This window comes from Mesorhizobium sp. M7A.F.Ca.MR.245.00.0.0, assembly GCF_003997415.1.
Taxonomy (GTDB): Bacteria; Pseudomonadota; Alphaproteobacteria; order Rhizobiales; family Rhizobiaceae; genus Mesorhizobium.
The window spans coordinates 1-26,283 of the sequence record NZ_RZTE01000063.1; the positions used below are offsets into that span (position 1 = coordinate 1).

Genomic DNA, 26,283 nt, shown 5'->3' on the forward strand with positions numbered 1-26,283 from the left:
TGTCACCCATGCTATCGGTCCATTCTGTTACCTATCTATCCGGTTCGGACACCGGGCATTTCTCCCCGTATAGTGACGGGGAGAAAGACGCTCTCAAGCCTTGCCGGGAACAGTCCTGATCACCGTGCCCCACGGATCTTCGTGGGTTGCTGGGCTCGTCACCTTGTCCGAACGCATCTCGACCCAGGCAAGGCCCGACCGACTCGAATCGCGGCGGCCGGCGCCTGAACTCTGCCAGGCGTTGGCGCCGATGTGGTGGTGATAGCCGCCGGACGACAGGAACACCGCCTGGCCGCCGTATTTGGCCATGGTGTCGAAGCCAAATTCCTGGTTCCACCAGGCTTCGGCGTCTTCCGGCCTGCCGACACGCAGGTGGACGTGGCCGACGATGCTGTTTTCCGGCGTACCCTGCCAGCCGGCATCACCCGCCGGCACTTCGGCAACGACGGACGGAATGTTCAGCCGTTCTGTCGCCATGGCAATCTTGTCGCCATTCCACTTCCAGTCCTGCGCACGGCGGTCGGCATAGATCTCAATGCCATTGCCTTCGGGATCGGTCAGGTACAGAGCTTCGCTGACCAGATGGTCGGAAGCGCCCTCGATCGCGATCTTGTTTGATATGGCGTGGTTGATCCAGCGGCCGAGGTCGGCGCGGCTGGGCAGCAGGAAGGCGGTGTGGAACAGCCCGGCGCTGCGCGGATCATCCGGCTTGGCTGAAGCGTCCTGCTCAAGCACCAACAAGGGACGGTTGGCGGCGCCCAGGGTGATCGCGCCATCGGCACGGCTCAACTCCTGCAGACCGACAATCTCGCGGTAATAGGCGGCAAGGCTTTCCGCGTCGCGCGCCTTCAGCCCGACGCGGGCAACGCTGACCGGGGTGGTGGCGGCAAAAGGCAACTTGCTCATCGAATGCTCCGTTCGACCGGCCTGCGATGAAGCTCCCAAGGCGAGAAGCCCCACTCCGCCGATCATTGTACGTCGTGTCAGTTCCAAAGTCAGGGTTCCCGCGCACGGCTGTTTCTTTTCCTGACCACAGATCGTCCATCGGCATCGTTCACACAAGACGCGAAGAAGCGAACATGGTGTTCACTATTGTGATCAAAAGCGGCGTTCCTGCTGGTTGCACGAAGCGATGCCGCTCGCTATCTCAGCGCCATGAAGGTCAAGGAAGCAGATATTCTCATCGTACCGGGCTACACCAATTCCGGCCCCGACCATTGGCAGAGCCGCTGGCAGTCGAAACTGTCGACGGCGCGCCGCGTCGAACAGGCCGAGTGGTCGAAGCCGGTTCGCGAGGACTGGACGGCGAGCGTCGCCAAGGCGGTCAACGAGGCCGAGCGGCCGGTCGTCCTGGTGGCGCACTCGCTCGGTGTCGCCGCTGCAGTGCAAGCCATTCCGCAGTTCCGCAAGCCGGTTGCCGGGGCCTTCTTCGTGGCACCTCCCGACGTCGCCAATCCCGAGATCAGGCCCAGGCACCTGATGACCTTCGGCCCCTATCCGCGTGAGCCGCTGCCCTTTCCCTCGATCGTGATCGCCAGCCGCAACGATCCGTTCTGCGCCTTCGATGTCGCGGAGGATATCGCCGGCGCCTGGGGTTCGCTGTTCATCGATGCCGGTGAGACCGGTCATCTCAACCCGGATTCAGGTTTTGGTCCTTGGCCCGAAGGTTCAATGACCTTCGCCAAATTCCTGACGGATCTGAAACCTTGAGCGTCTTCAGGACCCGATCGAATCGCGGACGCTCTTGATCAGCGTTTTTGCCCCAAGCCCGATCAGCGAATGCTCGGAGCCCATGGCCAGCAGGCGATAGCCCATCGACACGACCCGGCCGGCAATTGCCGGCTCGACAACGTAGATCGCCGCATGTTTGCCAGCCTTGCGGGTGCGCTCGGCCACCGATGCCACCGTCTCCATCATGCTTTCCAGCGTCGAATTGACGGTCGCACCATTGCTCCAGGCGATCGAGAGATCCGACGGGCCGAGGAAGATGCCGTCGATGCCGGGCGTGTCGAGGATGCCATCGAGCGCATCGAGGGCAGCACGCGTCTCGACCATGGCGAAGGCCATCGTGCGCTGGTTGGTGTCGCGCAGCCAGTCGGCCTGGTCGCCTTGGCCGTGGCGCGGAAAAGCGTAAGTCGGCCCCCAGGAGCGTTCGCCGAGCGGCGGGTATTTCATGGCGGCGGCGAACAGTTTTGCATCGGCAACCGAATTCACCATCGGCGCGATGACCGCCTCGGCGCCGAAATCGAGCGCGCGGCTTGCCATGTCGAAACGGCCAACGGGAATGCGCACCAGCGCCGGCTTGCCGGCAGCCAGCACCGGCACCAGGCCACGCAGCACGCTGTCTTCGTGATGGCCGCCATGCTGCATGTCGAGCGTGACGGCATCGAAACCCTGCTTGGCGACGATCTCGACGGTCAAGGCATCCGGCACGCCGGACCATGCGGTGAACAGCGTTTCGTCGGCCGCGAGGCGGGACTTCAGGGACATGGATACTTTCCTTGTTAACTCCGGCAGTTTCAGCCGGAAACCGCGACAAAGGCAAAGAAAAACCGCCCGGATAGGCCGGGCGGTCGATTGGTCCAGCGTATGGCCGGGATCAGCGCATGGCCCGGATCAGGTGTTCTTGATCTGCTCGATCGCCTGCGCCATCAGTTCGTCCATGGTGCGGCGGATCTGGTGGTCCGACTGCTCGACGCCGGCCGCGTCGAAATCCCCGCGGATTTTGCGGAACACGTCGTGGTCGCCGGCTTCCTCGATGTCGGAGATAACCACTTCCTTGGCGTAGGCGTCGGCATCAGCGCCGGACTTTCCGAGCTTTTCGGCGGCCCACAGGCCGAGCGCCTTGTTGCGGCGCGCCGAGGCCTTGAACCGAAGCTCCTCGTCGAATGCGAATTTACGCTCAAAGCCCTCTTCGCGGTCTTTCATGCTGCTCATGGCGTCCCTCCGGTCAAATTCGATTCGTTGGCGGTGAATATGTGCGTTGCCAAAGCACAAACCAAAAGGTCGCGGGCCGGTCAATACGCTTCATCGCATGCTGCGCTGCGGCATTTCAGTCCCGAAAGCGGTTGATTGGAAGGATTTGCCGATTGAGCAAACGATGTGATTGGGATAGACCCGGCATTGAACCCTACCGTAGCCGCACTATTTCAGGCAGACGGACAGGAAATGGTCTGATACCGCCCTGTCCGGAACCCCAGAGAAAAATCCAGATGAAAAATCGCCGCCGCATTTATGAAGGCAAGGCCAAGATACTCTATGAGGGACCCGAACCGGGCACGCTTATCCAGTTCTTCAAGGATGACGCCACCGCGTTCAACAAGAAGAAGCACGAGGTCATCGACGGCAAGGGTGTCCTCAACAACCGCATTTCCGAGTATATTTTCAACCATTTGAACCGCATGGGCATTCCGACCCATTTCATCCGCCGGCTGAACATGCGCGAGCAGCTGATCAAGGAAGTCGAGATTATTCCGCTCGAAGTGGTGGTGCGCAATGTCGCCGCCGGTTCGCTGTCCAAGCGGCTCGGCATCGAGGAAGGCACCGTTCTGCCGCGCTCGATCATCGAATTCTATTACAAGGCCGACGCGCTCGACGATCCGATGGTGTCGGAAGAGCACATCACCGCGTTCGGCTGGGCGAGCCCGCAGGAGATCGACGACGTCATGGCGCTGGCCATCCGCGTCAACGACTTCCTCTCCGGCTTGTTCATGGGCGTCGGCATCCAGCTCGTCGACTTCAAGATCGAATGCGGCCGGCTGTTCGAAGGCGACATGATGCGCATTGTCGTCGCCGACGAGATCTCGCCGGATTCCTGCCGCCTGTGGGACGTGGCGACGCAGGACAAGCTCGACAAGGACCGTTTCCGCCGCGACATGGGCGGCCTCGTCGAGGCTTACCAGGAAGTTGCCCGCCGCCTCGGCATCATGAACGAGAACGAACCGCCGCGCCCAACCGGCCCGGTGCTTGTCGCCTCGACCGACGGCCTCAAAGGCAAGCCGCACTGATCGCGGCTTGCCCCCCGATACTCAGAACAGGAGCATGTCCAGCGTGATCAAGGCCCGCATTACCGTCACCCTCAAGAACGGCGTGCTCGACCCGCAAGGCAAGGCGATCGAACACGCATTGTCGGGCCTTGGCTTCGGCGGTGTCGGCGCGGTGCGGCAGGGCAAGGTGTTCGACGTCGAGCTGGCGGAAAGCGACAAGGCCAAGGCCGAAGCGGACCTCAAGGCCATGTGCGACAAGCTGCTGGCGAACACGGTGATTGAGAATTATAGTGTGACGCTTACCTAAGGTTGTGCCGGAGGCACGTATGCCTGAAGTCACGAATGAACTGATGTACGAGCTTGTCAAGAAAATCCATTCACGAATGGATCGACTTGAGAGTGGCCTGGGCGAAGTCAAGCACGAGATTGTCGCGATCAGGTTGCAGGCGTTGAGCACGCAAACGGACGTCAACAATATCTACGCGATAACAGGCCGTATCGATCAACGTCTTGAACGGATTGAGCAGCGTCTCGACCTGCGCGAGCTCGCCGAAGCCCAGAGGCCTTAAGAACCAAAATGAAATCAGCCGTTGTCCTCCTGCCCGGCCTCAACCGCGACCGCGACATGATCGCGGCGCTGACCAAGATTTCGGGAACGCCGCCGGTCACCGTCTGGCAAACCGACACCGAAATCCCCGATGTCGACCTGATCGCCATTCCGGGCGGCTTTTCCTTCGGCGACTATCTGCGCTGCGGCGCGATCGCGGCGCGCATGCCGGTCATGCGGGCGGTGGCCGAAAAAGCGGCCGCCGGCGTTACGGTCATCGGCGTCTGCAACGGTTTCCAGATCCTGGTCGAGGCCGGCCTGTTGCCGGGCGCCTTGATGCGCAACACCTCGCTGAAATTCGTCTGCCGGCAGGTGAAGCTCGAAATCACCAATGCCAATACCATGTTCACCCGCCGCTATCAGCCGGGCCAGATCATCCGCTCGCCGGTCGCGCATCATGACGGCAATTATTTCGCCGACGCCGACACGCTTGCCCGCCTCGAAGGCGAAGGCCAGGTGGTGTTCCGCTATGCCGAGGGCACCAACCCCAACGGCTCGATCAACGACATTGCCGGCATCGTCAACAGCCAAGGCAATGTGCTCGGGCTGATGCCGCACCCGGAAAACCTGATCGAAGCAGCCCATGGCGGTACCGACGGCCGCGGACTGTTCGAGAGCGCCCTCGGCATCGCCGCCTGACGATATCGAAGCGAACAGCTTGAAAACAGCCGGACATTCCTGTCTCTTTGGAGCAAGTCTGGTTCATTGGGGAGAGAGACGGTCATGAAACTCTATTCGCGGCCGTTGTCGCCCTACTCGTCGATCGTGCGGGCACTGGCCTACGTCAAGGACGTACCGCTCAAGATCATCGCGCCGCCGCCCGGTTTTCCCATCCCGGAAGAGTTTCGCGCCATCTCGCCGATGAACCGGATTCCAGTGCTGATCACCGGCTCGGGCGAGACGATCGTCGAATCGGTGGTCATCGCCGAATATCTCGAGGAACGGTTTCCGGAGCCGGCGCTGCTGCCGCCCGATTCCAAGGACCGCGCGCTGGTGCGCATGTTCGCCCGCATCACCGATCTCGACGTGCTGACCCCAACGATGAAGCTTTTCGAGCTCCATTTCGTGCCGAAGCGCAACAATGTCGAGATCGACGCCCAGTTTGCCCGCCTGCATCACGGGCTGGCGGCAATCGAGGCGCGCATGGCGCAGGGCCCATTCGCGCTCGGCGACGACATCAGTTTCGCCGATGCCTGGCTGACGCCGACACGGTTCATCTTCAACAATTTCCGCGCCATGACGGGACGCCACGACCTGCTCGACGCCTATCCCAAATTCGACGCCTACCAGCAGATCGCCTCGCAACACCCGGCATTGTCGCGGGTGTGGGGCGAGATGACCGATGGTTTGAAGATTTTTCTGTCCGAGCTTGAGATGGGTGCCGCTTGATCAAGTCGAAGACGATCGCGCTGGTCGCCGCGGCGGGCTTTGTGCTGGCATCCTGCCAGTCGACGCCAAAGAGCACGCCTGTTCCCTCAGGCAAAAGTGCTGCGCTGCTGGCCATGGAACAAGTGGCGATCGCTGCCCACAAATGCTGGATCGCCAGCAAGGACCCAGCCTTCAAACCGTACCAGATGGCCAATGAGCTGAATTCGTTCAGCGGCACGCCGCGTTTCCTGCTGGTGCCGGCCAAGCACTATGGCGGCAAACCTTTGCTGGTCGTGCAAGCGCAAGGCAATTCTAGCCGCGTCGACGTCTTCGGACCGCTAATGAACGATCCGCTCGGCGCCCGCATCGGCTCGGACATCGCCCGTTGGCAGGCCGGCAATCCGGCCTGCGCCGCGACGGCCTAGCCCATGGGCCGGTTCCTGCAGATCGCGGGTCTGGTCATCGGTCTGGCCGGGCTCATCCTGCAGTTCTGCATCAGCATTCCGGCATCGATGGAAGCCGGCCGCAGCCTGCTTGGATCAATCATTTTCGTCTTCAGCTTCTTCACCATCCTGACAAACATCGGCGCGGTGCTGGTGTACACGTCGCTGCTGTCACCCACCTTCTATGCCTGGCTGCCGGCCTTTGCAGGCGCGCGGATGCGCACCGGCGTTGCGGTTTCGATCGCGCTGGTCTTCATCATCTACGCAACGGTCCTGGCACAACTCTGGCAGCCGCAGGGGCTGTTCCTGCTCTGCGACGTCCTGCTGCATTATGTGACGCCGGTGCTCTTCGTGCTGTGGTGGTTGATATCGGGCGCTGACGGCAGGACGCGCTGGAGCGACATTTCCTGGTGGGTGATCTATCCCATCGCTTATCTGGTCTATGCGCTGATGCGGGCGCCGTTTGCCGGCGAGGTGCCCTACCCTTTCCTGGACATCGCCAAGAACGGCGCGACCAGCGTCCTCATCTCGGCCGCAGCCATCACCGGACTTTTCCTCGTGCTGTGCGTGGTCGCCGTCCTTGCGGACCATGCCGTTGCACGCACCAGGGCATCGAGCGTCCGTTAGAATTGTGCGGACCTCCTGTCCGCATTTCCCAGGACCATTATCTCCCAAAACCCGGTTCCCGCTTTTGGGGTCACAGTCAGTCCCAGAACGGCCTGATGCCCTCGCGGTGGGCGTCGCAGCGCGTGACGCCGATATCCTTGAGCTGGTCGTCGGTCATCTCCAGCAGCGCCAACCGGCTGCGGCGGCGATCCAGCAGGTTGTCGATCCATCTTGCCAGCGACCTCAGCACGCGCACAAGGCGGCTGGCAAAACCGCGCTGAGCCGATGGACGTGTCGGTTGGCCTGATAATGCAGCGCTCGAGTGACGCATTGTCGCGATTGTATTCATTTTATTTCTGCCGAAGTCCTAAATTGTACCCTTTTTTGCACGCGACTGGTATGTATTGACTCATCTATCGGTGCAATATAGAAAATTGTCACCATGACAACTTGGCTTCCCGATCTCACCACCGGCTCCGGGCCGCTGTATCAGCGCCTGGCGGATTCCATCGAAACGGACATCGATCGGGGCGTGATCGATGCCGGCGCAAAGCTGCCGCCGCAGCGCGACCTCGCCTACGACATCGGCACCACCGTCGGCACGGTCGGCCGGGCCTATCAATTGCTGCGCGAGCGTGGGCTGGTGAGCGGCGAAGTCGGGCGTGGAACCTATGTGCTCGGCCAGCGCGCGAAGCCGGATTTTCCGGCTCCGGACGTCGGCGGCGAAGGCACGCGCTATATCGATGCGCCTAAGGGCAAGCTGCGTTTCGACAGCACCGCAGCACCTGATATCGGCCAAGGCGACATCGTCGCCGGTGTCCTGTCGCGCACGGCGCAGGACCATCCGCATGAGATTTCGAGCTACACGCGGGACTTCCCCGACCGATGGTACGAAGCCGGCGCCCGCTGGTTGGCGCGCAATTCGTTTCGTCCGAGTGCCGACACCATCGTTCCCACGCTCGGCACCCATGCGGCGGTGATGGCGGCGATCGCGGCGCTCACCATGCCTGGCGACTATGTTGCCTTCGAGCACCTCACCTACTCGCAGATTTCCCGCAGTGCCGGCCTGATCGGCAGGCGCACCGCGCTGGTGGCATCGGACGAGGAAGGCATCGATCCGCAGGATTTCGAGCGCGTCTGCGCGCAAAAGCATCCCAAGATGATCTTCCTGATGCCGACGGCGCAGAATCCGACGCTGGCCACCTTGTCGGCGGCGCGCCGCGAGGCGATCGCCCATGTCGCACGCGAATACAACGTCGTCCTCATCGAGGACGATCTCTATGGCAATCTGACCGATGATCCGACACCATTGCTGGCCGAGTATGCGCCTGAACGCACCATCGTCGCGGGCGGCCTGTCGAAGTCGGTCGCAGCCGGTGTGCGCGGCGGCTGGCTTTCCTGCCCGCCCGCCTACCGCCACCGCATCCGTGTCGCCCACAAGATGATGACCGGCGGCATGCCCTTCCTGCTGGCGGAGGTGAATACAAGGCTGGTGCTGTCAGGTCAGGCGGATGAGATACGCAAGCGCAGCATCGCCGAAATCGGCGCCCGCATCGCCATCGTGCGCGAGACTTTGGCCGGCTTCGCGGTCAAGTCGCATGACAGGGTGCCCTTTGTCTGGCTGACCCTGCCCGACCCCTGGCTTTCCGGCACCTTCAAGAACGCCTGCCTGGAGCACGGCGTGCTGATCGACGACGAGGACGAATTCAAGGCCGGCCGTTCCGAGCAGGTTTTCCATGGCGTCCGCTTTGGCGTTTCGCAGCCGAGACAGCGCGGGGATATCGCTGAAGGCGTCGCGGCGATCCGGCGACTTCTCGATGAAGGCCGCGCCGGCTACGACAGCTTCTCCTGACACTGCGTGGCTTTGTCCGGTTTTCCGTCGTTTTTCGTCAATCCATGGGTGTATCGGCCGCAAGGCTTGCGATAAGACGGGACTCAAAATCCCAACGTCCCGGATATAAATCGCCGCCCATGACCATTTCCAATTCCGTGCCGATCACCCCCGAGCTCATTGCCTCACACGGGCTCAAGCCCGACGAGTATCAGCGCATCCTCGATCTTGTCGGGCGCGAGCCGAGCTTCACCGAACTCGGCATCTTCTCGGCGATGTGGAATGAGCACTGCTCCTACAAATCCTCGAAGAAATGGTTGCGCACGCTGCCGACCACCGGACCTCAGGTCATCCAGGGGCCGGGCGAGAATGCCGGCGTGGTCGACATCGGCGATGGCGACTGCGTCGTCTTCAAGATGGAGAGCCACAACCACCCGTCCTATATCGAGCCCTACCAGGGCGCGGCGACCGGCGTCGGCGGCATATTGCGCGACGTCTTCACCATGGGCGCGCGGCCGATCGCGGCGATGAATGCGCTGCGCTTCGGCTCGCCTGACCATCCCAAGACCCGGCACCTCGTTTCAGGCGTGGTTTCCGGCGTCGGCGGCTATGGCAACGCCTTCGGCGTGCCGACGGTCGGCGGCGAGGTCAATTTCGACGCCCGCTACAATGGCAACATCCTGGTCAACGCCTTTGCGGCGGGCCTTGCCAAGACCGATGCGATCTTCCTGTCGGAAGCCAAGGGTGTCGGCCTGCCGGTCGTCTATCTCGGCGCCAAGACTGGCCGCGACGGTGTCGGCGGCGCCACCATGGCCTCGGCCGAATTCGACGACAAGATCGATGAGAAGCGCCCGACAGTGCAGGTCGGCGATCCCTTCACCGAAAAGTGCCTGCTGGAAGCCAGCCTCGAACTGATGGCCTCGGGCGCAGTCATCGCCATCCAGGACATGGGTGCCGCCGGCCTCACCTGCTCGGCGGTCGAAATGGGCGCCAAGGGTGACCTCGGCATCGAGCTCGATCTCGACAAGGTGCCGGTGCGCGAAGAGCGCATGAGCGCCTACGAGATGATGCTGTCGGAAAGCCAGGAGCGCATGCTGATGGTTCTGCGCCCGGAAAAGGAAAAGGAAGCCGAGGCGATCTTCCACAAATGGGGGCTCGACTTCGCCATCGTCGGCAAGACCACCGACGATCTGCGCTTCCGCGTGCTGCACCAGGGGGATCAGGTCGCCGATCTGCCGATCAAGGATCTCGGCGACAAGGCTCCGGAATATGACCGGCCGTGGGTCGAGCCGAAAAAGCCGGCGCCGCTGGCCGCCCTTGACATTCCGCAAGCCGACGTTGCCGACGCGCTGCTGAAGCTGCTCGGCGGGCCCGACCTGTCTTCGCGCCGCTGGGTCTGGGAGCAGTATGACACGTTGATCCAGGGCAATTCGCTGCAGCTTCCAGGCGGCGATGCCGGCGTGGTGCGGGTCGAAGGCCATGCCACCAAGGCGCTCGCCTTCTCCTCCGACGTGACGCCGCGCTATTGCGAGGCCGACCCTTATGAGGGCGGCAAGCAGGCGGTGGCCGAATGCTGGCGCAACTTGACCGCCACCGGCGCTCTGCCGCTGGCCGCCACCGACAACCTCAATTTCGGCAACCCGGAACGGCCCGAGATCATGGGCCAGCTGGTCGGCGCGGTGAAGGGCATCGGCGACGCCTGCCGCGCGCTTGGCTTCCCGATCGTCTCCGGCAATGTCTCGCTCTACAACGAGACCAACGGCCAGGGCATCCTGCCAACCCCGACCATCGGCGGCGTCGGGCTGATCGCCGACTGGTCGAAGATGGTGCGGACCGGCTTTGCGGCCGAGGGCCAGATGATCCTGCTGGTCGGCGCACCGGCGTCCTGGGGAACGCATCTCGGGCAATCGGTCTATATGCGTGACGTACACGGCCGCACGGATGGCCCGCCGCCGCCGGTCGACCTCGATCACGAAAAACGCGTCGGCGACCATGTGCGCGCGCTCATCGCATCCGGCATCGTCACAGCGGCGCACGACGTTTCCGATGGCGGTGTCGCCGTTGCACTTGCCGAGATGGCGATGGCGTCCGGAATCGGCGCCGCCGTTCCCGGGCTTGTCGGCACCGACCCGATCCCGGTCTGGTTCGGCGAGGACCAGGGCCGTTATCTCCTGACACTGTCGATCGATCCGCATGGTGACGAATGGGACGCCATTCGCAAGCAGCAGGGCGAACTCGGCATCTTCGCGCCGTGGATCGGCTCGACCGGGGGCAGCGCGCTGAAGCTTGGCGACGCCAGGGCAATCCCGGTCAGCGAACTCTCCGCGGCGCACGAAGGCTGGTTCCCCCGCTTCATGGACCAGGCCAGTTGACGAGAGCATGATCCCGACAAGTGGGAACGGTTTTTCGGGAAACTCATGATCAATCACAGGAAACTGGCTGCCCGGGCGCTGCTTGCAGTCGTTTTCTGGCCGTCGCTGTTCTTCTTCTGGTTCCTGGGACCGTTCGTCTTTTTCCTGCTGTCGACAACCTCGAGCGAGGTGTGCATGCGGCTGGAAACGCGCGCGGAGTTCCTTGCCGCGGCCAATGGCGCCATCCCCATGCTCATCGCGCAGAATCTCATCTACGCGGTCCCGATCATCTGCCTGGTTCTGTGGGACCGCCTGGCGCCGGATCCGGCACGGGCAAGGCATATCGTCACCTGCATCAAGCTTTTTGCCAGCGCGGTGGTCGTAGGCGCGTTGTGGGAGTACGGCTCGTCGCTCATCTGCGACGGTTATGGCCAGGGGTTCTTCTCACCGGCTTGGCAAATGACGAGCTATCTCCCCATTGTCGGCCTCGTGCTCAACGCGCCGCTCTATGTGCTGGCCTTTAGCCTTGGCCGTGCTTTCTCGACACGCGACGACGTTGCCGAGGATGAAGCAAGCCCACCGGCCTAGTCTTTCTCTGAAGCCGTCGGGCCGTCTTGCCGTTGGTGGGACAGAACGGCTTCAATCCGGACCGGAAAGGCTTTAGGCTCGCCCGACTCTCATCTTATGGCCTGACACCGGCCGCTCGAAACAGGATTTTGCCATGGCAATGGATGCCCACGACATCGAAAAACTGATCAAGGACGGTATTCCGGACGCCAAGGTGACGATCCGCGATCTCGCCGGCGACGGCGACCATTATGCGGCCGAGGTGGTGGCCGAGAGCTTTCGGGGGAAAAGCCGCGTGCAGCAGCACCAGATGGTCTATGACGCGCTGAAAGGGAATATGGGCGGCGTGCTGCACGCACTCGCCTTGCAGACCAGCGTTCCCGACTGACCCTTAGCGCTTGGCCCAACACGGCCCATCCTTTGCGCCATTTCAGCCGCGGCGCGGCTAACGTCTTGTTTCGAGCAATCGTTGGGTTTATTTGAAGGGTATGTTTCGAGCCTGACTCCCACAGGCGGGAAAGGATATTCCATGAGCGGCATCAACGACTACATCGACAATGAAGTGAAGGGCAACGACGTCGTCCTTTTCATGAAGGGCACGCCCGGTTTCCCGCAATGCGGATTTTCCGGCCAGGTCGTCCAGATCCTCGACTATATCGGCGCCGACTACAAAGGCGTGAACGTCCTGGACTCGGCCGAACTGCGCCAGGGCATCAAGGAATACTCCAACTGGCCGACGATCCCTCAGCTCTACGTCAAGGGCGAATTCGTCGGCGGCTGCGATATCATCCGCGAGATGTTCCAGGCCGGTGAGCTGCAGACATTCCTCGTCGAGAAGGGCGTCAGCGTCAAAGGCGCCGCCTGATTTCTGTTTTGTGCATGCCCGAAAATCTACGTTGATTTTCGGGCATCGAGCACCAGGCACCCGGGGCAGCCCCACCTCGGCAATTTTCATGTCCTGAACCCAGGACCAGGACGAGCCAATGCGCCGGCCCGCCGGCGCATTTTCGTTTGAAAGATCGGACTTGCCGTGGACCAGCCAAAACCAGCGCCGCAATCGGCAAGCAAACTGCCCATTCCGCGCTGGGAGTTCATCGCCCTGTGCGCGGCGCTGATGGCGCTGAACTCGCTGGCCATCGACATCATGCTGCCGGCGCTGCAGCAGATCGGCGCCACGCTCGGCGTCGAAAATGAAAACCACCGGCAGTACGTCATAACGGCCTACATTCTGGGCTTCGGCGGCGGACAGTTGTTCTTCGGGCCGATCTCGGATCGCTTCGGGCGTCGCGCACCACTGGTCGCCGGGCTGGTGATCTATGTCGCCGCGGCCGCGGCTGCCGCCATTGCGCCAAGCTTTGAGACACTTCTGCTGTGCCGGGCCGTGCAAGGCATTGGTGCGGCCGCCACCCGCGTCATCGCCGTATCGATCGTGCGCGATACGTTCGACGGCCGGCGCATGGCCGAGGTGATGTCGCTGATCTTCATGGTGTTCATGGCGATACCGGTCATTGCTCCCGGCATCGGCCAGTTCATTATGCTGTTTGCGACCTGGCATTGGATCTTCGTCACCATGGCCGTCGGTGCGCTCCTCGTCTCGGCCTGGTCGCTGCTGCGCCTTCCTGAAACGCTGCATCCCGAACATCGCCGGCCGTTGACACTCAACTCCATTGTCGGCGGGTTTCGCATCGTGCTCACCAACCGTATTGCGATCTGCTATGCCTTCGCCAGCACCTTCATCTTCGGCGCCATGTTCGGCTTCATCGCTTCGGCGCAGCAGATCTATGTCGACATCTTCCATGTCGGCGAGATGTTCCCGGTCATCTTCGCAGGCGTCGCGGGCGTGCTCGCCTTCTCCAACTTTCTGAATTCGCGCCTTGTCGGCCGCATCGGCATGCGCCGCCTGTCGCAGAGCGCGCTGCTGCTGTTCCTGGTCATCAGCCTTGCCTGGCTGATCGTTTCGCTGGAAATGAAGATGCCGCTCTGGCTGTTCATCACCTTCTTTGCCTGCGCCATGCTTCCGTTCGGTGCGCTGGGCGCGAACTTCAACGCGCTGGCCATGGAGCCGCTCGGGCAACTGGCCGGCACGGCGTCGTCGATCCTCGGTTTCATGCAGACGTTTCTCGGCGGCATTCTCGGCACGCTGATCGGCCAGGCCTTCAATGGCACGGTGACGCCGCTGGCCGCCGGCTTCTGCAGCGTCTCGGTCGCGGCGCTGCTGATGATCTTCATCGCCGAGCGCGGCAAGATGTTCCAGCCACAGAACGCGCCCGTTTCAGGGCACATCACCGACTTGCACTAGGATGCACCCTCAAGGGCCGCCGTGAATCGAGGGGCGAGCATACGCCCCGCGATTGCTTCACCCATGCGGTCCGAAAAGGGCAATGGCAGAGCATCATCGAGTGCCCTGAGAATGGATGCCACGAAGGCCCGGCTGCGCTGGGCATCGGTTCCCAGATCGGCATATGTGGCGCGAGGCTTGCCGATCAGTGTGCCGTTGCGGCGAAGCGAGAACCGCAGGGTCAGGGACATGCCCGCGGTTCCGGGTGGCGGTTTCCAGCAGGCATAGATAGCGTCCGACATCTCCTTTATCGTATCGACGGGATCGGGACTGCGACAGCTGCGCTCCTGCGACCTTGCTTCCAGGGAACTGGCGAACAGAGCGACGGCAAGAGCCGTCGCGACAAATGCGAACCGAGGTTTCATTCGAGAGCCTCCGGATTTGCGTGAAACTGCACCGCTCCTTCGGCTAACACAGGAATCGTTCCTATTGCGCCCAGAGTTCGCGGCGCAATTCGTGCCAGCTTTCGCGATCGGGCGCGACAAGCAGGCCGCCGCCGAGATGCGACGGCAGATAGGTGCTGCCGTCGAAGCGCGCCGCGTGGCCGCCGGCCTCGGCATGGATCAGCACGCCGGCCAGATGGTCCCACGGCATCAGCTTGTTGTAGACGACGAAATGGGCATGGCCGCTCGCCAGCAGGCGGTATTCGTGCGCGGCGCAGCGATAGGCGAATTGCGACAGGATCTTCGTCTGGTTGCGCGCCAGCCGCGACCGCTCCGGCTCGGGCATATATTGCCAGGAGACCGAGCCGGTCATCTCCGAGATCGGCGCGGGTGCCGCTACATGCACCTTCTCCAGACTGCCATGCGCATGCCGGATATGGCTGCCGGCGCCCCTGGCGCCAATCAGCCAGTCCTTGCCGACGGGATCGTGGATGATGCCGGCAACCGTCTCGCCCTGGACCACGACCGCCAGCATGACGCCGAACAAAGGCACGCCGGAGGCGAAGTTGAAAGTGCCGTCGACCGGATCGATGACGAAGGCCAGATCGGCATCGCCCAGACCATCGAGCAGTGCCGGATTGTCGGAACAGGCCTCCTCGCCGACGATCATCGCCTGGGGATAGCGCTCGCGCAGCCGCGCGGTGATCAGCCGCTCGGCATTGACGTCGGCTTCGGTCACAAGGTCGGCGGCCGAGGTCTTCTGCCTGACATCGCCATCGCCCAGCCGGCGAAAGCGCGGCATGATCTCGGTCAGCGCCGCCTCGGCCAGAATGCCGGCCAGCCAATCGATCGCGGTGTCGTCAAATGTCATCGGAAATGTCTTGCCTTGTGGTGAGGGTGTCGTTGAGGGCAGCGAAGTCGAACAGCTTCCTGTCGAGCAGGTGCGATGGCCTGCTGTTCGACAGCGCGCGCAGCATCGTATCCTTGCGGCCGGGCATACGCTTTTCCAGGTCCTCGAGCATCGCCTTCATGGCGTTGCGCTGAAGGCCTTCCTGGCTGCCGCAGAGATCGCAGGGAATGATCGGGAATTGCATCGCGGCAGCGAATTTTTCCAGATCGACCTCGGCGCAGTAGCTCAGCGGCCGCAGCACCATGACGTCGCCCTCGTCGTTGAGCAGTTTAGGCGGCATGGCGGCGAGACGGCCGCCATGGAAGAGGTTCATGAAGAAGGTTTCGAGAATGTCCTCGCGATGGTGGCCGAGCACCAGTGCCGAGCAACCCTCCTCGCGCGCAATACGGTAGAGATGGCCGCGCCTGAGGCGCGAGCAGAGCGAGCAATAGGTGCTGCCCGCCGGCAGCTTGTCGGTGACGACGGAATAGGTGTCCTGATACTCGATCCGGTGCGCAATGCCGTGGCTGTTGAGATAGTCCGGGAGGATATGTTTGGGGAAATTCGGCTGGCCCTGGTCGAGATTGCAGGCCAGAAGATCGACCGGCAAGAGCCCGCGCCATTTGAGGTCGAGCAGCACCGCGAGCAGGCCGTAAGAATCCTTGCCGCCCGAGAGCGCGACGAGCCAGCGCTGGCCGGGCTTGACCATCGAGAAATCCTCGATCGCCTGCCGGGTCAGCCGCAGCAGCCGCTTGCGCAATTTGTTGAATTCGACCGAGGACGGCACGTCGGCGAACAGCGGATGGAAGCCGCCTTCGCTGTCGGCGATCGGTTCGATGTCTGGAAGCATGTTCATGGCATGTCGCCTTCAGTGGCCAGAGCGCCGGATTAGCGGACATGACCGACAAAGAAAAGGCCGCCTCGACGGGCGGCCTTTGCTTGGTGTCGCAGAACGCGCTCGTTTTAGCGCGAGTAGAATTCGACGACCAGGTTCGGTTCCATCTGCACGGCGAACGGAACGTCCGCCAGGCCAGGGATGCGCGAGAAGGTCGCGACCATCTTGTTGTGATCGGCTTCGATGTAGTCCGGCACGTCGCGCTCGGCGAGACCGACCGCTTCCAGAACGATGACCAGCTGCTTCGACTTTTCGCGCACTTCGACGACATCGCCCGGCTTGCAGCGATACGAGCCGATGTTGACGCGCTTGCCGTTGACGTTGACGTGGCCGTGGTTGACGAACTGACGGGCGGCGAAAATGGTCGGCACGAACTTGGCGCGGTAGACGACCGCGTCGAGACGCGATTCGAGCAGGCCGATCAGGTTCTCCGAGGTGTCGCCCTTGCGGCGGTCAGCCTCTTCATAAACCTTGCGGAACTGCTTTTCCGAAACGTCGCCATAGTGACCCTTCAGCTTCTGCTTGGCGCGCAGCTGCAGGCCGAAATCGGAAAGCTTGCCCTTGCGGCGCTGGCCATGCTGGCCGGGACCGTATTCACGCTTGTTGACCGGGGACTTCGGGCGGCCCCAGATATTTTCGCCGAGACGGCGGTCGATCTTGTACTTCGCGGATTCGCGCTTGCTCATCGCATTCCCTTTTCAAAACAATACACCCGGAACCTCATGGTCCGGGTGAAGGAAACGCGCCCTCCTCTGGCCTCCGTTTTCGAGACCTGACAGGGTTTTCCCACGCAACGCGGCGGAAAACCCACGGGACACGTCAGTTCAAACAAGATAGTAGAATTGGATTTCCACGCATCTTGCGCACATAAAGAAAACCACCGGGCATTGCGGCCCGGTGTTGGCGCGCTGATTAAACGGAGATTTAACCGGTGTCAAGCTTGTGGCTGGCGTAGGCCGTGGCGACGATATAGCGTCTCTGGGTTGAGTACAGTGCCGGATGTGGCGGGAGGTTGCGCCAGCGGCATCAGGAAGGGACCGGAGCAGAGGAGCTACATTCGCATGAAGAAATTCTTCCTTACCCTGACAGGAGCCGCTGTGTTGGCGGGATCCATGGCGGTCCTGACACCGGAGCCGGCGGAAGCCAGGCATTGGCATGGACACCGACATCACCAGGCTTGCCGCATCGTGATCAAGAAGAAGGTTATCTGGCGGCACGGCCACAAGAAGGTCGTACGCTACAAGATCAAGCGCTGCAGCGGGCGCTGGTAGGCTCCTATCCGGTCTCAGGCGGCCGACATCGATTCAAAGCCCGCGGTTTTGGCCGCGGGCTCTTTGATTCCGGATGCTTAATCCTTAGTCTTTCGACTTCTTCTCCGGCAGGCCCTTGCGCTTCGTCTCGGCGAATTCCTCGAGCTGCTTTTCGCTCATCGATTCGTACATTCCCTTGGAAGCGCCCTGCAGTTCGCTCTTCTTGGTCTCGCCGCGCTTGGCCGACAGAGCCGCGCCGGCGGCTTTCTGCTGGGCTTTCGAGGTGGCTGGCATGGTTCTTTCTCCCGTTGGAATCTGGAGAAAAACGCAACGACTGCCGTGATGTTCCGCTTCGCAATCACGACATAGCCAGCCCGAAGCCCTGTATCAGGCGACGGGTCGGGAAATCGGCTCTTTTCGATGTGAAGACGGCAAGGTCGGGTCCTTCAGGCAGCATCTCGCCACGACCGCACGGATCGATGTCGGCGAGAAGCGACAGCGCCCGGCGCGCAATCGCTTCAGCGGGGTCGAGCCAATCGACCGGCCAGGGCGCCGTCTTGCGCATGCGATTGGCCAGAAAGGGGTAGTGTGTGCAGGCGAGCACGACGATATCCGTACGCAGCGCATCATGTTCGACGAAGCACGGCGTGATCTCGGTGCGTACGGCCTCCTCATCGACGAAGCCCTCACGCATGTAGATCTCAGCCAGTCCCGCCAGCCTGTCGCTGCCGACCAGGCGGACATGGCATTTCTGCGCCCATTTGCTGATCAGGTCGCGCGTGTATTGGCGCTTGACGGTGCCAGGCGTCGCCAGCACCGAAACCAGCCCTGAGCGCGTGCGTTCCGCCGCCGGCTTGATCGCAGGCACCATGCCGACGAAAGGATGCTCGGGAAATCTATCGCGCAGCGCATCGATCACCAACGTCGAGGCGGTGTTGCAGGCGATGACGGAAATGGCCGGCGCAAAGCGCTCAAGCAATTTGCCGAACAATTCGAGTATATGCGCCCTCAGCGCCGGCTCTTCCCAAGCGCCGTAGGGAAACGCAGCGTCGTCGGCGACATAGATGAAGCGGCGATCGGGCATCAGCACGCGCGCCTCGCGCAGCACGGTAAGCCCGCCGATGCCCGAATCGAACATCAGGATCGGCCGCTCAGTCATTGTCGGTTCCTTTTCCGCCAAGCGGCGGTATGTCATCGTCCTTGCCGGTGTCGGCAAGGCGCGCCGCTTCCGCCTTGCGGGCCCGCGCGGCGGCCGCGGGCAAGCGCCGCGGGTCGTCGCCAGGGGACCCGTCGCCGCGCGGCATCGCCGGAGAAAACCTGTCGAGCGACGAAATGATGCCGCGCAGCACCTTGAGCTCCGGTTCGGCAAAGCCAGGGCGTGTCAGCACCGCGCGCAGATTGTCGATCATTTTCGGCTTCTTCGGCGCCGGCCGGAAATAGCCGCGCGCTTCCAGCGCGCCTTCGAGATAGGCGAACAGGCCGTGCAATTCTTCCTTGCTTGCCGGTTTCATGTCCGGGCCGGAAAAATTGGTCCTGGTCTCGTCCTCCAGGCCGGACTTCATCCATTCGTAGGACATCAGAAGTGCTGCCTGGGCGATGTTGAGCGAGGAGAAATCGGGATCGACCGGGAAAGTGACGATCTCGTCGGCAAGGCCGACCTCGTCATTGTAGAGGCCGAAGCGTTCGCGTCCGAACAGGATGCCGGTGCGCTGGCCCATCACGTGGCGCGCCCGCAGCAGCCTGCCCGCCTCCACCGGCCCGCGCACGGATTTGAAGCCGTCGCGCTGCCTGGCCGTGGTGGCGAAGACAAAGTTCAGGTCGGCGAGCGCCGAGGCCAGATCGTCGAAGACGGTGACAGCGTCGATGACATGATCGGCGCGGCTGGCCGCCGCGCGCGCCTTCTCGCTCGGCCAACCATCACGCGGGTTGACCAGGCGCAGCTCCGACAGACCGAAATTGGCCATGGCGCGCGCGACCATGCCAATGTTCTCGCCAAGCTGAGGCTCGACGAGGATGATCGCCGGGCCGGCGACTGCAATGCTATCGGGATCTTTGATGACGGGCATGATTGTCAATGAACTGCTGTTTGCGGCATTTCAGCGTCCCTGCCACATTCGGCCGGGAAAATGAAGCATTCGCAAATGACGACGGCTCTGGCCTCCAATTCGTGACCGATCGCCGTTTGCGTGGCCAAAAGCGCTTTGATATACGGGCGACATCTCCCGGCCCAACGCCGCGCGGGCAAGGCCGTCCCATATCCAGCAACGAGGCATTCTTTCCATGGCGAAGATCAAGGTGGCGAACCCGGTCGTCGAACTCGACGGCGACGAGATGACCCGCATCATCTGGCAGTTCATCAAGGACAAGCTGATCCACCCTTATCTCGACCTTAAGCTTGAATATTACGACCTCGGCATCGAGCACCGCGACGCCACCAACGACCAGGTGACCATCGATTCGGCCAACGCCATCAAGAAACACGGCGTCGGCGTGAAATGCGCGACGATCACCCCCGACGAACAGCGCGTCGAGGAGTTCAAGCTGAAGAAGATGTGGAAGTCGCCGAACGGCACCATCCGCAACATCCTCGGCGGCACCATCTTCCGCGAGCCGATCATCATGAAGAACGTGCCGCGCCTGGTGCCCGGCTGGACCAAGCCGATCATCGTCGGCCGCCATGCCTTCGGCGACCAGTACCGCGCCACCGATTTCCGCTTCCCCGGCAAGGGCAAGCTGACCATCAAATTCGTCGGCGAGGACGGTCAGGTGATAGAGCACGATGTGTACGACGCGCCCGGCGCCGGTGTCGCCATGGCCATGTACAATCTCGACGACTCCATCCGCGAGTTCGCCCGGGCGTCGCTGAACTACGGCTTGCTGCGCAACTATCCGGTCTATCTGTCGACCAAGAACACCATCCTCAAGGCCTATGACGGTCGCTTCAAGGACATCTTCCAGGAGGTCTACGAGGCCGAGTTCGAGGCCGAGTTCAAGTCGAAGAAGCTGTGGTACGAGCACCGCCTGATCGACGACATGGTGGCCTCCGCCCTGAAATGGTCGGGCGGCTATGTCTGGGCCTGCAAGAACTATGACGGTGACGTGCAGTCCGACACGGTTGCGCAGGGTTTTGGGTCGCTCGGCCTGATGACCTCGGTGCTGATGACACCGGACGGCAAGACGGTGGAAGCCGAAGCCGCGCACGGCACCGTCACCCGCCACTACCGCCAGCACCAGAAGGGCGAGGAAACCTCGACCAACTCGATCGCCTCGATCTTCGCCTGGACGCGTGGCCTCGCGCACCGCGCCAAGCTCGACGACAATGCCGACCTGAAGCGTTTTTCCGAAACGCTGGAAAAGGTCTGCATCCAGACGGTCGAGTCAGGCTTCATGACCAAGGACCTGTCGCTCTTGATCGGCCCCGACCAGCCATGGCTTTCGACCACCGGTTTCCTCGACAAGATCGACGAGAACCTGCAGAAGGCGATGGCCTGACAAGTAAGCAAGATGGGCAAGCCCATCGTCTACGGGGCGGAGTACAGCGTCTATGTACGCATCGTCCGCCTCGTACTCGCGGAAAAAGGCATCGACTACGAGCTTGTGCCGGTCGATGTCTTTGCCGCCGAGGGCGTTCCCGCCTGGTATTTCGAGCATCATCCGTTCGGCCGCATCCCGGCCTTCTGTTATGACGGGTTTCGCCTCTTCGAGACCAATGCGATTGCCCGCTATATCGACGAGGCCTTCGAAGGACCGGCGCTGCAGCCTGCCGACGCGCGCGGCCGCGCCAGGATGGGCCAGATCATCGGCATGCTCGACGCCTATGGCTATCGCGCCATGGTCTGGGATGTTGCCGTCGAGCGGCTGGAGAAGGCTGAGCCGGATTCGGCGTTGATCGCCGGCGGCCTTGCTCAGGCCGAGACGGTGCTGAAGGTGCTGAGATCGCTGAAGCCACAAGGTCCGTGGCTGCTTGGCGACCAACTGACGCTGGCGGACCTGCACGCCGCGCCGATCATCGCCTATTTCGTCAAGGTCACGCAAGGGCGCGATCTGTTGGCGCGGTTCGCGGATATCCGGGACTGGTATACACGCGTCGCCGATCGTGCGAGCTTTACGCGGACTGAAAAGGTCGCTTAGGCCGAGTGAACTTCCTCAACGCCGGCGCCGCCCCTCATTGCCCTGCCGGGCATTTCTCCCCGTAAAACGGGGAGAAAGAGGCTGGCCGCAACGCCGGCGCCTCTTTTTTTGCAAGGCTGGCGATTGGCGAAAGCCGCGACGAAAGCGCCCTTCTCCCCGTTTACGGGGAGAAGGTGGCGGCAGCCAGATGAGGGGCAGCGCTACTTGGGAAGGTAGGGCTCCCCTTGAACTGCCCACTGGCTCACGCCGCTTCGAGTGCCGCCCTCACCGCTGCAATCGCATCATCGGCCTTGGAAGCGTCAGGGCCACCGGCCTGGGCCATGTCGGGCCGCCCGCCGCCGCCCTGCCCGCCCAATGCGGCGGAGGCCACGCGGACAAGGTCGACGGCGCTGAAGCGGCCGACGAGGTCGTCGGTGACGGCCACCACGACGCTTGCCTTGTTGTCTTCGCCAGCGCCGACGAAGACGACGACGCCGGAGCCGAGCGAGCTCTTGCCGGCATCGGCCAGCGGCTTCAAATCCTTCGGCGAGACACCGGAGATCGTCTTGCCGAGGAAGCCGATACCGGCGACCGTCTCATTGGCGGCTGGAGCATCGGCTGACGATCCCCCGCCCAGCGCCAGCTTCTTGCGCGCCTCGGTCAGTTCCTTCTCAAGCTTCTTGCGCTCTTCGAGCAGCGTCTCGACGCGCGCCGGCACATCGGCCGGCGAAATCTTGAGCACGGCCGCCGTCGCCTTCAAACGCCGGTCCTGCTCGTCGAGATGTTTGCGCGCGGCTTCGCCGGTCAGCGCCTCGATGCGGCGCACGCCGGCCGCGACCGCGCTGTCCGACACGACACGCACCAGGCCGATATCGCCGGTCGCCCGGACATGCGTTCCGCCGCAGAGCTCGACCGAATAGGGCCGGTTGGCCTTGGCGCCGTGAACGCCGGTGCCCATCGACACGACGCGCACTTCGTCGCCGTATTTCTCGCCGAACAGCGCCATGGCGCCTTCGGCAATGGCATCGTCGACCGACATCAGGCGCGTGGACACCGGGCCGTTCTGGACGACGATCTCGTTGGCCATGCGCTCGACCTCTTCGAGATCCTCCGGTGAAATGGGCTTGTTGTGCGAGATGTCGAAGCGCAGGCGCTCGGGCGCGACCAGCGAGCCCTTCTGCGCGACATGGCTGCCCAGCACCTCGCGCAGCGCCTCATGGATCAGATGCGTCGCGGAATGGTTGGCGCGCAACCTGGAGCGGCGCGCATGGTCGACTTTGAGCTCGACGGCAACACCGGTCTTGACCGTGCCGCTGGCCACCTCGCCGATGTGGACGAATAGCCCATCGGCCTTCTTCTGCGTGTCGGAAACCTCGATCGAGAAGCCCTCGCCTGAAATAACGCCGGTGTCGCCCATCTGGCCGCCGGACTCGGCATAGAACGGGGTCTGGTTGACGACGATCGCCACCGCGTCACCCTTGCCGGCGCTGTCGACAGCCTTGCCGTCCCGGACAAGCGCCTGGATGATGCCTTCGGCAGCTTCAGTCTCATAGCCGAGGAACTCGGTGGCGCCCGCCTTCTCGCGCACGGAGAACCAGATGGTCTCGGTCGCCGCGTCGCCGGAGCCTGCCCAATGCTTTCGCGCCTCGGCCTTCTGCTGCTCCATCGCATTGGTGAAGCCGGCAAGATCGACCGAGATACTGCGCTGGCGCAGCGCGTCCTGCGTCAGATCAAGTGGGAAGCCGTAAGTGTCGTAGAGCTTGAAGGCCGTTTCGCCGTCCAGCATGTCGCCGGCGTGCAGTGTTTCGGTCGCCTCGGAAAGCAGGCCGAGGCCGCGCACCAGCGTCTTGCGAAACCTGGTCTCCTCGAGCTTCAGCGTCTCGGTGATCAACTGTTCGCCACGCAGCAGTTCCGGATAGGCCTGACCCATCTCGCGCACCAGCGCCGGCACCAGCTTCCACATCAGCGGTTCGTTGGCACCCAGCAGCTGCGCATGGCGCATGGCGCGGCGCATGATGCGGCGCAGGACATAGCCCCGGCCTTCGTTCGAAGGCAGCACGCCGTCCGCCACCAGGAAGGAGGACGAGCGCAGATGATCGGCAATGACCCGGTAGGACGCGACCGTCTCCTTGTCGGGACCATGCCCGATCGCGGACGAGGCCGCGTCGATCAGGTGACGGAACAGATCGGTCTCGAAGACGCTTTCCACCCCTTGCAGGATGGACGCCATCCGCTCCAGGCCCATGCCGGTGTCGATCGAGGGGCGCGGCAGGTCGATGCGCTCCTCCTTCGTCACCTGTTCATACTGCATGAACACCAGGTTCCAGAATTCGAGGAAACGGTCGCCATCCTCCTCCGGGCTGCCGGGAGGGCCGCCCCAGATGTGTTCGCCGCGGTCGATGAAGATTTCAGAGCACGGCCCGCACGGTCCGGTGTCGCCCATCGCCCAGAAATTGTCCGAGGTCGCGATGCGAATGATGCGGTCGTCGGAAAAACCGGCGATCTTCTTCCAGAAGCCGGCCGCCTCGTCATCCGTGTGATAGACGGTGACCAGCAGCTTGTCCTTGTTCAGCCCGAACTCCCTGGTGATCAGGTTCCAGGCAAGCTCGATGGCGCGCTCCTTGAAATAGTCGCCGAAGGAGAAATTACCGAGCATCTCGAAGAAGGTCAGATGGCGCGCGGTGTAGCCGACATTGTCGAGATCGTTGTGCTTGCCGCCAGCGCGAACGCTCTTCTGGGCGGTCGAGGCGCGCGAATAGGGCCGCTTCTCCAGACCGGTGAAGACGTTCTTGAACTGCACCATGCCGGCGTTGGTGAACATCAGCGTCGGATCGTTGCGCGGCACCAGCGGGCTCGACGCGACGATCTCGTGACCCTCCTTGCGGAAGTAGTCGAGAAATGTCGACCGGATTTCGTTCACGCCACTCATGATGCTGCCTTTTCGGAAGAGCCGCCGGCAAACCGGCGGAAATGGGCTCTGCGTTCTAGAAGATTAGGACTTGGCCTTTTAGCCGCCGCGCTTCACCCTGTCCAGAAACACGGAATTGGTCCAATCCACGGCCTTTGCCGGCCGTTCGACCCGGCCTGGTTTCGCCGCCAAAACGCAAAACCGCCGGCACTGGGCCGGCGGTTTCGAAACGCAATAACACGGAACTCGATTACATAAGCCTGAGATAATAGAACGCGATTATGGCCGAACTCCGGCCGACATCGCGCGAGGCTGTCACATCGCGCCGGATTCTTCCTCGAAACCGTCATCATCGCCGCGCTCAGGGCCGCCATTCTCGAGGAATTTCTCGGCGATCAGCCCGGCATTCTGCCTGATCGACAACTCGATCTCGCGTGCCGTGTCGGGATTGTCACGCAGGAACAGCTTGGCATTTTCGCGGCCCTGGCCGAGACGCTGCGAGTTATAGGAAAACCAGGCGCCAGACTTCTCGACAATACCAGCCTTGACCCCGAGATCGACCAGTTCGCCGGTTTTGGAGACGCCCTCACCAAACATGATGTCGAATTCGACCACCTTGAAGGGCGGCGCCAGCTTGTTCTTGACCACCTTGACGCGGGTCTGGTTGCCGACAACCTCGTCGCGGTCCTTGATCGAGCCGATGCGGCGGATGTCGAGGCGCACCGAAGCGTAGAATTTCAGCGCATTGCCGCCGGTGGTGGTTTCAGGCGAGCCGAACATGACGCCGATCTTCATGCGGATCTGGTTGATGAAGATGACCATGGTGTTGGAGCGCGAAATCGACGCGGTCAGCTTGCGCAGCGCCTGGCTCATAAGGCGGGCCTGCAGGCCGGGCAGCGAATCGCCCATCTCGCCTTCAATTTCGGCGCGTGGCGTCAGCGCCGCGACCGAATCGACCACCAGCACGTCGATGGCGCCGGAGCGCACCAGCGTGTCGCAGATTTCCAGCGCCTGCTCCCCAGTGTCGGGCTGCGAGATCAGAAGGTCTTCGAGATCGACGCCAAGCTTGCGGGCATAGACCGGGTCAAGCGCGTGCTCGGCATCGACGAAAGCGCAGATGCCGCCCTTCTTCTGGGCTTCGGCAACGGTGTGCAGGGCAAGCGTCGTCTTGCCCGAGCTTTCCGGCCCGTAGATCTCGATGATGCGGCCGCGCGGCAGGCCACCGACGCCAAGCGCGATGTCGAGGCCAAGCGAGCCGGTCGGCACCGTTTCAATCTCGACGACCTGATCGTTGGCGCCGAGCCGCATGATCGAGCCCTTGCCGAAAGCCCGCTCGATCTGCGACAGCGCCGCATCCAGAGCCTTTGATTTGTCCACTGCCTTGTCCTCTACCAGCCGCAAAGAATTCTGAGCCATGATACATCACCCCTTGGTCGTCAATGAAGGCCGGACAATCCGTAATCCCTGCCTATTTGTACCTTTTTTGTTCTCATTTGGCAAGAGGGGTCAAATATCTGAAAAACAAACAATATCCGGATTTGTTCTTTTTTTGTCCAAAGATTCGATCAGGGATGCACCGCACGTTGGGCCAGACGGCTCGGTTGTTTCGACCTGCCGAATCGCCGCCTCGCATGCGAAGCTCCGTCGCACAGCCTAGCGCTTGTGCGGCTGGAATAACAAAGGTCATATCGCTGGCATGCTGAAATCCGCGAAAGTACTGGCCGTAGGCGGCGCCCATATCGACCGGCGCG

The 26,283-nt window shown here is 62.4% G+C and carries 31 protein-coding genes; 17 read left to right on the top strand and 14 right to left on the bottom strand.

The window, feature by feature from the left end; all coding sequences use genetic code 11:
• Positions 1 to 93: 93 nt before the first annotated feature.
• Positions 94 to 906, bottom strand: coding sequence for a VOC family protein (locus tag EOB80_RS32565; protein WP_127332046.1), 813 nt, complete (start codon positions 904 to 906; stop codon positions 94 to 96).
• A 249-nt stretch (positions 907 to 1,155) separates the two neighbouring features.
• Here EOB80_RS32565 and EOB80_RS32570 point away from each other — a divergent pair, with 249 nt between their 5' ends.
• Positions 1,156 to 1,710 carry an alpha/beta hydrolase gene (locus EOB80_RS32570; protein ID WP_127332048.1) on the top strand — a complete coding sequence of 185 codons (555 nt, stop codon included), beginning with the start codon at positions 1,156 to 1,158 and terminating at the stop codon, positions 1,708 to 1,710.
• 6 nt (positions 1,711 to 1,716) lie between these two features.
• Here the strand turns inward: EOB80_RS32570 and EOB80_RS32575 are convergent, their stop codons facing one another.
• Both EOB80_RS32575 and EOB80_RS32580 read right to left on the bottom strand, forming a co-directional pair.
• A complete protein-coding gene (locus EOB80_RS32575) occupies positions 1,717 to 2,490 on the bottom strand; it encodes an HpcH/HpaI aldolase/citrate lyase family protein (RefSeq protein ID WP_127332050.1) in 774 nt (257 codons plus the stop codon).
• A gap of 126 nt (positions 2,491 to 2,616) precedes the next feature.
• Complete coding sequence (locus EOB80_RS32580) at positions 2,617 to 2,937, bottom strand: DUF1476 domain-containing protein (protein WP_013532126.1); 321 nt, start codon at positions 2,935 to 2,937, stop codon at positions 2,617 to 2,619.
• A gap of 275 nt (positions 2,938 to 3,212) precedes the next feature.
• Between EOB80_RS32580 and purC the strand changes: the two genes are divergently transcribed.
• From purC to EOB80_RS32615, 7 genes are all read left to right on the top strand, one after another.
• Entirely contained in the window at positions 3,213 to 4,007 is a 795-nt protein-coding gene (gene purC / locus EOB80_RS32585; protein ID WP_013532127.1) for a phosphoribosylaminoimidazolesuccinocarboxamide synthase, read from the top strand.
• A gap of 43 nt (positions 4,008 to 4,050) precedes the next feature.
• Positions 4,051 to 4,293 carry a phosphoribosylformylglycinamidine synthase subunit PurS gene (gene purS / locus EOB80_RS32590; RefSeq protein ID WP_027028126.1) on the top strand — a complete coding sequence of 81 codons (243 nt, stop codon included), beginning with the start codon at positions 4,051 to 4,053 and terminating at the stop codon, positions 4,291 to 4,293.
• Positions 4,294 to 4,312: 19 nt separating this feature from the next.
• A complete protein-coding gene (locus EOB80_RS32595; RefSeq protein ID WP_127332052.1) occupies positions 4,313 to 4,555 on the top strand; it encodes a hypothetical protein in 243 nt (80 codons plus the stop codon).
• A gap of 8 nt (positions 4,556 to 4,563) precedes the next feature.
• Entirely contained in the window at positions 4,564 to 5,232 is a 669-nt protein-coding gene (gene purQ, locus EOB80_RS32600) for a phosphoribosylformylglycinamidine synthase subunit PurQ (protein WP_024504558.1), read from the top strand.
• An 84-nt stretch (positions 5,233 to 5,316) separates the two neighbouring features.
• Positions 5,317 to 5,982: a glutathione S-transferase family protein gene (locus tag EOB80_RS32605; RefSeq protein ID WP_127332054.1), complete on the top strand. Its 666-nt coding sequence runs from the start codon at positions 5,317 to 5,319 to the stop codon at positions 5,980 to 5,982.
• Positions 5,979 to 6,386: a hypothetical protein gene (locus tag EOB80_RS32610; RefSeq protein ID WP_023810339.1), complete on the top strand. Its 408-nt coding sequence runs from the start codon at positions 5,979 to 5,981 to the stop codon at positions 6,384 to 6,386. The genes EOB80_RS32605 and EOB80_RS32610 overlap by 4 nt, the downstream gene beginning before the upstream one ends.
• A 3-nt stretch (positions 6,387 to 6,389) precedes the next feature.
• Positions 6,390 to 7,031: a Pr6Pr family membrane protein gene (locus tag EOB80_RS32615; protein ID WP_127332056.1), complete on the top strand. Its 642-nt coding sequence runs from the start codon at positions 6,390 to 6,392 to the stop codon at positions 7,029 to 7,031.
• A gap of 76 nt (positions 7,032 to 7,107) precedes the next feature.
• On the opposite strand, the gene EOB80_RS32620 is transcribed toward EOB80_RS32615, so the two are convergent.
• Complete coding sequence (locus EOB80_RS32620; protein WP_127332058.1) at positions 7,108 to 7,359, bottom strand: DUF1127 domain-containing protein; 252 nt, start codon at positions 7,357 to 7,359, stop codon at positions 7,108 to 7,110.
• A gap of 93 nt (positions 7,360 to 7,452) precedes the next feature.
• On the opposite strand from EOB80_RS32620, the gene EOB80_RS32625 reads away from it, so the two are divergent.
• The 6 genes from EOB80_RS32625 (at position 7,453) to EOB80_RS32650 (ending at position 14,058) form a co-directional block, all read left to right on the top strand.
• Positions 7,453 to 8,862 carry a PLP-dependent aminotransferase family protein gene (locus EOB80_RS32625; protein WP_127332060.1) on the top strand — a complete coding sequence of 470 codons (1,410 nt, stop codon included), beginning with the start codon at positions 7,453 to 7,455 and terminating at the stop codon, positions 8,860 to 8,862.
• Between the two features lie 119 nt (positions 8,863 to 8,981).
• Positions 8,982 to 11,213 (top strand): phosphoribosylformylglycinamidine synthase subunit PurL, encoded by a 2,232-nt coding sequence (gene purL, locus EOB80_RS32630; RefSeq protein ID WP_127332062.1) that lies wholly within the window; start codon positions 8,982 to 8,984, stop codon positions 11,211 to 11,213.
• A gap of 45 nt (positions 11,214 to 11,258) precedes the next feature.
• Complete coding sequence (locus EOB80_RS32635) at positions 11,259 to 11,780, top strand: hypothetical protein (RefSeq protein WP_127332064.1); 522 nt, start codon at positions 11,259 to 11,261, stop codon at positions 11,778 to 11,780.
• A 133-nt stretch (positions 11,781 to 11,913) separates the two neighbouring features.
• Positions 11,914 to 12,147, top strand: a complete 234-nt coding sequence (locus EOB80_RS32640; protein ID WP_010909092.1) for a BolA family transcriptional regulator — start codon at positions 11,914 to 11,916, stop codon at positions 12,145 to 12,147.
• A 141-nt stretch (positions 12,148 to 12,288) separates the two neighbouring features.
• Entirely contained in the window at positions 12,289 to 12,624 is a 336-nt protein-coding gene (gene grxD, locus EOB80_RS32645) for a Grx4 family monothiol glutaredoxin (RefSeq protein ID WP_006332883.1), read from the top strand.
• 210 nt (positions 12,625 to 12,834) lie between these two features.
• Positions 12,835 to 14,058: a multidrug effflux MFS transporter gene (locus EOB80_RS32650; RefSeq protein WP_164761846.1), complete on the top strand. Its 1,224-nt coding sequence runs from the start codon at positions 12,835 to 12,837 to the stop codon at positions 14,056 to 14,058.
• Here EOB80_RS32650 and EOB80_RS35720 read toward each other — a convergent pair.
• The 4 genes from EOB80_RS35720 to rpsD form a co-directional block, all read right to left on the bottom strand.
• A complete protein-coding gene (locus tag EOB80_RS35720) occupies positions 14,055 to 14,288 on the bottom strand; it encodes a hypothetical protein (protein ID WP_245463701.1) in 234 nt (77 codons plus the stop codon). The two genes, EOB80_RS32650 and EOB80_RS35720, sit on opposite strands and share 4 nt — an antisense overlap.
• Positions 14,289 to 14,523: 235 nt before the next feature.
• Positions 14,524 to 15,351 carry an inositol monophosphatase family protein gene (locus EOB80_RS32660; RefSeq protein ID WP_127332066.1) on the bottom strand — a complete coding sequence of 276 codons (828 nt, stop codon included), beginning with the start codon at positions 15,349 to 15,351 and terminating at the stop codon, positions 14,524 to 14,526.
• Complete coding sequence (gene ttcA, locus EOB80_RS32665; RefSeq protein ID WP_127332068.1) at positions 15,341 to 16,225, bottom strand: tRNA 2-thiocytidine(32) synthetase TtcA; 885 nt, start codon at positions 16,223 to 16,225, stop codon at positions 15,341 to 15,343. The genes EOB80_RS32660 and ttcA overlap by 11 nt, the downstream gene beginning before the upstream one ends.
• 107 nt (positions 16,226 to 16,332) lie before the next feature.
• Entirely contained in the window at positions 16,333 to 16,950 is a 618-nt protein-coding gene (gene rpsD, locus EOB80_RS32670) for a 30S ribosomal protein S4 (RefSeq protein WP_023759539.1), read from the bottom strand.
• Between the two features lie 375 nt (positions 16,951 to 17,325).
• On the opposite strand from rpsD, the gene EOB80_RS32675 reads away from it, so the two are divergent.
• The gene (locus EOB80_RS32675; protein WP_127332070.1) at positions 17,326 to 17,535 is read left to right on the top strand and encodes a hypothetical protein; all 210 of its coding nucleotides are present in this window, start codon (positions 17,326 to 17,328) and stop codon (positions 17,533 to 17,535) included.
• 84 nt (positions 17,536 to 17,619) lie between these two features.
• Here the strand turns inward: EOB80_RS32675 and EOB80_RS32680 are convergent, their stop codons facing one another.
• The 3 genes from EOB80_RS32680 to EOB80_RS32690 form a co-directional block, all read right to left on the bottom strand.
• The gene (locus EOB80_RS32680; RefSeq protein WP_023810328.1) at positions 17,620 to 17,808 is read right to left on the bottom strand and encodes a DUF3008 family protein; all 189 of its coding nucleotides are present in this window, start codon (positions 17,806 to 17,808) and stop codon (positions 17,620 to 17,622) included.
• Between the two features lie 64 nt (positions 17,809 to 17,872).
• Positions 17,873 to 18,673, bottom strand: coding sequence for a glutamate racemase (gene murI, locus EOB80_RS32685; RefSeq protein WP_127332072.1), 801 nt, complete (start codon positions 18,671 to 18,673; stop codon positions 17,873 to 17,875).
• Positions 18,666 to 19,580, bottom strand: coding sequence for an RNA methyltransferase (locus EOB80_RS32690; RefSeq protein WP_127321787.1), 915 nt, complete (start codon positions 19,578 to 19,580; stop codon positions 18,666 to 18,668). Before EOB80_RS32690 ends, murI begins: the two co-directional genes overlap by 8 nt.
• Before the next feature lie 214 nt (positions 19,581 to 19,794).
• On the opposite strand from EOB80_RS32690, the gene EOB80_RS32695 reads away from it, so the two are divergent.
• Both EOB80_RS32695 and EOB80_RS32700 read left to right on the top strand, forming a co-directional pair.
• The gene (locus tag EOB80_RS32695; protein WP_127321786.1) at positions 19,795 to 21,006 is read left to right on the top strand and encodes an NADP-dependent isocitrate dehydrogenase; all 1,212 of its coding nucleotides are present in this window, start codon (positions 19,795 to 19,797) and stop codon (positions 21,004 to 21,006) included.
• Positions 21,007 to 21,018: 12 nt separating this feature from the next.
• Positions 21,019 to 21,645, top strand: coding sequence for a glutathione S-transferase family protein (locus EOB80_RS32700; RefSeq protein WP_127321785.1), 627 nt, complete (start codon positions 21,019 to 21,021; stop codon positions 21,643 to 21,645).
• 241 nt (positions 21,646 to 21,886) lie between these two features.
• Here the strand turns inward: EOB80_RS32700 and alaS are convergent, their stop codons facing one another.
• From alaS to EOB80_RS34905, 3 genes are all read right to left on the bottom strand, one after another.
• Positions 21,887 to 24,553: an alanine--tRNA ligase gene (alaS, locus tag EOB80_RS32710; RefSeq protein ID WP_127332074.1), complete on the bottom strand. Its 2,667-nt coding sequence runs from the start codon at positions 24,551 to 24,553 to the stop codon at positions 21,887 to 21,889.
• A gap of 294 nt (positions 24,554 to 24,847) precedes the next feature.
• Complete coding sequence (gene recA / locus EOB80_RS32715; RefSeq protein WP_127332076.1) at positions 24,848 to 25,948, bottom strand: recombinase RecA; 1,101 nt, start codon at positions 25,946 to 25,948, stop codon at positions 24,848 to 24,850.
• Between the two features lie 73 nt (positions 25,949 to 26,021).
• The coding region (locus EOB80_RS34905) for a hypothetical protein (protein WP_206516863.1) at positions 26,022 to 26,283 on the bottom strand (262 nt) is incomplete at its 5' end.